At 72.8% G+C, this 4,456-nt stretch carries 3 protein-coding genes and 1 pseudogene; all 4 read right to left on the bottom strand.

Annotated features, from left to right (window positions below; translation table 11 throughout):
* Positions 1-49 precede the first annotated feature (49 nt).
* Positions 50-2,716, bottom strand: a complete 2,667-nt coding sequence (locus tag ACWGKU_RS37285) for a glycoside hydrolase family 31 protein (RefSeq protein WP_452180014.1) — start codon at positions 2,714-2,716, stop codon at positions 50-52.
* Between the two features lie 132 nt (positions 2,717-2,848).
* A pseudogene (locus tag ACWGKU_RS37280) lies at positions 2,849-3,172 on the bottom strand (SIS domain-containing protein); the annotation flags it as partial.
* The gene (locus tag ACWGKU_RS37275; protein ID WP_452180021.1) at positions 3,169-3,327 is read right to left on the bottom strand and encodes a hypothetical protein; all 159 of its coding nucleotides are present in this window, start codon (positions 3,325-3,327) and stop codon (positions 3,169-3,171) included. The gene ACWGKU_RS37275 and the pseudogene ACWGKU_RS37280, both read right to left, overlap by 4 nt.
* 231 nt (positions 3,328-3,558) lie before the next feature.
* Positions 3,559-4,317 carry a DeoR/GlpR family DNA-binding transcription regulator gene (locus tag ACWGKU_RS37270; RefSeq protein WP_452180015.1) on the bottom strand — a complete coding sequence of 253 codons (759 nt, stop codon included), beginning with the start codon at positions 4,315-4,317 and terminating at the stop codon, positions 3,559-3,561.
* Positions 4,318-4,456 lie beyond the last annotated feature (139 nt).

The following is a 4,456-nucleotide window of genomic DNA, read 5'->3' as shown; positions in this document are numbered from 1 at the left end:
GTACGGGCCCCTTGCCGTACCGGGGTGGAAGCCCCTCGCCGCCGGGCGGTCAGTTGCCGCCGTGGACCAGGTTGAGCGAGAAGCCGTCGCCGGTGGGGACGGACGGCGTCCGGACCGTCGTCACCCCGGTCGCGGCGTCGTAGTGCCAGCCCGAGCCGGCCGCGTCGAGCGCGGCCGCCGAGTCCAGCCGGGGCAGCGGGCCCGCGTCGCCGGCCACCAGGCGCGGGGCGGGGCGGCCGTGCACGGTGAGGCGGTACGACCGCTGGGCCGGCTTGCCGGCGTAGTCGCCCTCGCTGGCGCCGATGCGGACGTTGGTCACGGCGCGGTTGGTGTGCACGTCCACCTGCTGGGTGGCCGAGGAGCCGGCGTTGAACTGCCGGGTGACGCCGTCGTCCTCGTACAGGGTGTAGGAGGAGTCGCCCGCGGCCTGCGGGTAGAGGTCGTAGTCGAGCTCGGAGCGGTCCCGGTTCTCCCAGGACAGCGTGCCCTTGGGCCACATCGGGACGATCGCGCCGCCGCGGACGAACAGCGGCAGGGTGTCGAGCGGGGCGGAGTAGCCGTTGACCGTGGTCGGGCCCTGGTAGGTGCGGCCGGTCCAGTAGTCGGTCCAGGTGCCCTCGGGCAGGTAGATGCCGTCGCGCACGGTGGTGTCCGAGTAGACCGGCGCGACCAGGAAGTCGGGCCCGGCCAGGAACTCGTACGTGGCGTTCGGGCCGAGGGCGTTCGGGTCGTGCGGGTACTCCAGGGCCAGCGGGCGGACCGCGCCGACGCCGGTGCGGGTGGCCTCCGCGGAGAGGGTGTACATGTACGGCAGCAGCCGTTCCTTGAGCTGCAGGTACTTGCGGTTGATCGAGGTGTAGGGCTCGCCGTCCAGCCAGGGCTGCTGGTCCCGCTGCTGCTTGCCCGTCATGTCCCGGGCCCAGCCGTCCATGGTCATGATCGCCGGGAGGAAGGCCTTCCACTGCAGGTCGCGGGCGTACATCTTGGGGTCCCGGCGGTAGATCGAGCCGACGTCGCCGGTGTTGTAGGCGATGCCGGACATGGTGGCGCCGGCATAGGTCGGGATCTGCCAGCGGATGTAGTCCCAGGACAGGCTCTGGTCACCGCTCCACAGCACGCCGCAGCGCTGCGCGCCGGCCCAGGAGACCGGCAGCCAGACGAAGCCGCGGGCGTCGCTGTTGTCCTCGATGCCGGCCTTGGCCTGGTCGCAGGCGTTCAGCGCGAAGTCGTAGCCGTTGCCGACCCAGGCCACGTCGAGTTTGCGCACCCGCACGCCGGCCTTGACCTCCTCGGCCTGGTTGGGCAGGCCGTTCTGGGTCCACAGGCCGAGCTGGGCGTGGTCCTTGCGCAGGCCCGTGCCGGTCTGCGGCAGGTTCTCGTAGCCGCAGCCGTAGCCGTCGTTGACCAGCATCCAGCCCAGCGGCATCTGGTTGTCCACGTAGCCGTCGGCGACCTTCAGCGCGTCCAGGGTGTGGCGCTCGCCGCGGTTGGCGTTGTGCAGGTAGCAGTCGGAGTCGCCGGGCTCCAGCCCGTAGACGGGCGGCATGAAGGGCTTGCCGACCAGGTCGGTGTACCGGCCGATCACCGCCTTGACGTCACCGGTGAAGTAGTAGGCGTCCAGGCGGCGTTCCTGCTGCCCGGTGCGGACGGGCGAGCCGAAGTCGTAGATCCCGGGCGTGAAGGTGTTGCGGAAGACGCCGTAGCCGGCGGAGGAGACGTAGAAGGGCTGGGAGTTGTTCCAGCCGCCCTCGTTCCAGTCGGTGCTGTTGGCGACGTGGACGGTCCGGTCGCGGTGCGAGAAGGAGCCGTTCTGCTCGCCGCCGCCGAAGAACTGCTCGTCCGCGCCGCGCACCAGGCTCTGCCGCAGTCCGCCGGTGCTCCAGCGCAGTGGGGCGCTCTCCTGCCAGAGGGCGGTGCGGTCGTCCGACGTGTACAGGCCGAACCGCAGCGGGTGCTTGTAGACCCGCAGGACCAGGCCCTTGGAGCGGATGCCGTAGTACGCCCCGGCGTCGAAGGTGCTGGTGTCCCGCTGCGGCTCGGGCTGCGTGCGGACGATCGTGCTGCCCGCCGGATCGGTGAGGACGCCGTCCGGGGCGGCGCGCAGGCGCAGCTGGTCGTCGGCGAGGAAGTCGACCCGGGCCTTCAGGGTGCCCGCGGAGATGTCGTAGCTGCCCTGGGAGCCGCCGAAGCCGGTCAGGTCGCCGGCGTCGGCGGTCTGCGGCAGGTAGGCGGTGCCGGTGTAGGAGCCGCCGTGGACGTCGTAGGGGACCACCAGGACGCGGTAGGTGCCCGAGGCCTTCGGGATCACCGTGGCCTCCGGGTCGGCGGTGCCCGCGCTGCTGGCCACCTGCTTGCCGGTGGCGTCGTAGATGTAGAGGTCGAAGTCGTCGGTGCGGTTCTGCCAGCGGACGGACACCGGGACGCCGCCCTCCGGATTGTCGTCCCAGTAGCCGGCCGGCACGTTCACGGTGAGGTCGAAGTGGTCGCAGACCGTGCCGCCCGGGTCCTGCGCGGCCGGGGGGCAGCTGCCGGGGTCGCCGAGGGTGCCCTTGGCGTACTGCGGGCTCTGCCAGGTGACGCTCTGGTGGCCCTGGTCGAGGACGGCGGAGCCGGGGGTCGCGGCCCGGGCGGGGAGGACGGGCCCGGCCAGGGCGGGGAGGACGGCCAGGGCCGCGGTGAGGGCGGCCCGGCGGAGGTGGGGCCGGAGCAGGCGCACGGTGGTGTCTCCGTTCGACGGTGAAGAGGTGGGCGGTCAGGACCTGCCGGACGCGCCCGGGCGGGCGATCGGGCGCGGTGGCGAGGGCACGCGGTGGTGAGGGCACGCGGTGGTGAGGGCGAACGGCGCCGGTCAGGGACAGCGCCGGTCCCCGAGGACGACGGACCGGGTGAGGTGCCGCGGCCGGTCCGGGTCGCAGCCCCGCGACTCGGCCACCGCGACGGCCAGCCGCTGGGCCCGGACGAGGTCGGCCAGCGGGTCCAGGGCGCCGTCCGTTCCACCGGATCCGGCGACCAGGAGGGCGCCGGCCCGGGTGATGTCCTCGGCGAGCCCGGCGGGCGGCGCGCCGAACACCCAGGCCACCCGGCCCGGTTCGGCGATGCTGATCGGCCCGTGCCGGTACTCCATCGCCGGGTACGCCGCGGTCCGGGCGCCCGCCGCCTCGCGCCGTTTCAGCTGGACTCCTTGTCGCCGTAGTCGGCAACGACCAGTTTGAGCGTCACCTTGCCGTCGGCGTCGGTGCCGCCGCCGCTGCCATCGCTGCCGCAGGAGGTGAGGGCGAGGGCGCCGAGGGCGCACACCGTGAGGAGGGCCGGCACACGTTTGTCCACCGCAGTTACCGCCTTCGTATGCGCTTGATGAGTGATCGGAGATGCTTGATACACGCTGATTCTGCGCAGATGCGAAAGAGCTTCCTGTGTTAGTGAGTTCATGTCAACCGTTGCGGCGACAGAAACGCCCGGCCGGGAGGCCCGGCCGGGCGTTGCATGAGCAGGTGCGGGATCCGGGCCTGCGGGGTCCGGACTTTCGGGACCCGGGTCCGTGAGGCCGGCGGCCCGGCGTCAGGCGCGCAGGACCCGTACCCCGTCGGCGGCGATCGCCTCCTCCTGCTCCGCCGTGGCCTCGGCGTCGGTGACCAGGTCGTGGACCTCGGAGAGCGGGCAGATCCGGGCGAAGGTGACCCGGCCGTTCTTGCTGCTGTCGGCCAGGACGACCGACCGCGCGCTGCTGCGCAGGAACGCGCGGTCGGTCTGGGCCTCCATCTCGTCGTGCGTGGTGCAGCCCTCCTGGGGGGTCAGGCCGTCCACGCCGATGAACGCGATGTCGAGGTGGTACTGGGCGAGCATCCGGTCGGCGGCCGGCCCCACCAGTTCGTAGCTGGTGGTCCGGGCGATGCCGCCGACCACCACCAGGCGGATGTCCGGCCGGACGATCAGGTCGGCCGCGATGTTGACGGCGTTGGTCACGATGGTGATCCCGCCGCGTTCGGCCAGGACGCGGGCCAGCTCGCTGGTCGTGGTGCCGCCGGTCAGGCCGACCACCGCGCCGTCGGGCACCAACCGGTCGGCCGCCAGGGCGATCCGGCGCTTCTCCGCCTGCCGCGTGCCGTGCTTGTGGCGCAGCGGCAGTTCGAGGTTGACGGCGCCGGTGACCGCCCCGCCGCGGGTGCGGTGCAGCAGGCCCTGGTCGTGGAGTTCCTGCAGGTCCCGGCGGACGGTGGCCGCCGACACCCGCAGGAGCCCGGCCAGCTCGTGCACGTCGGCGCTGCCCGTCTCGGTGAGGTGCGTGAGGATCCGGGAGGTGCGGTCAGCTTTGAGCATGGCGGAAGTCTAGTGCCGTTCGTGCGAGGGACGATCTTTGCGCGGAGCTGCGTGGAACCGCTCGGAACGGGAGCAGTGGGCGCGCCGCCCGAGGGGAGCGCCCCCACCCGCGGGGCGGGGGCTGCCCCCCCGGGCCGCG

The organism is Kitasatospora sp. NPDC054768 (assembly GCF_053612025.1).
Note: the sequence above shows the minus strand (reverse complement) of the source record. Positions and strands in the feature narration are given on the sequence as shown.

Bases quoted from the DNA above. Each gene is read 5' to 3' on its own strand.
- ACWGKU_RS37270 (WP_452180015.1), bottom strand. From the start codon at position 4,317: ATGCTCAAAGCTGACCGCACCTCCCGGATCCTCACGCACCTCACCGAG.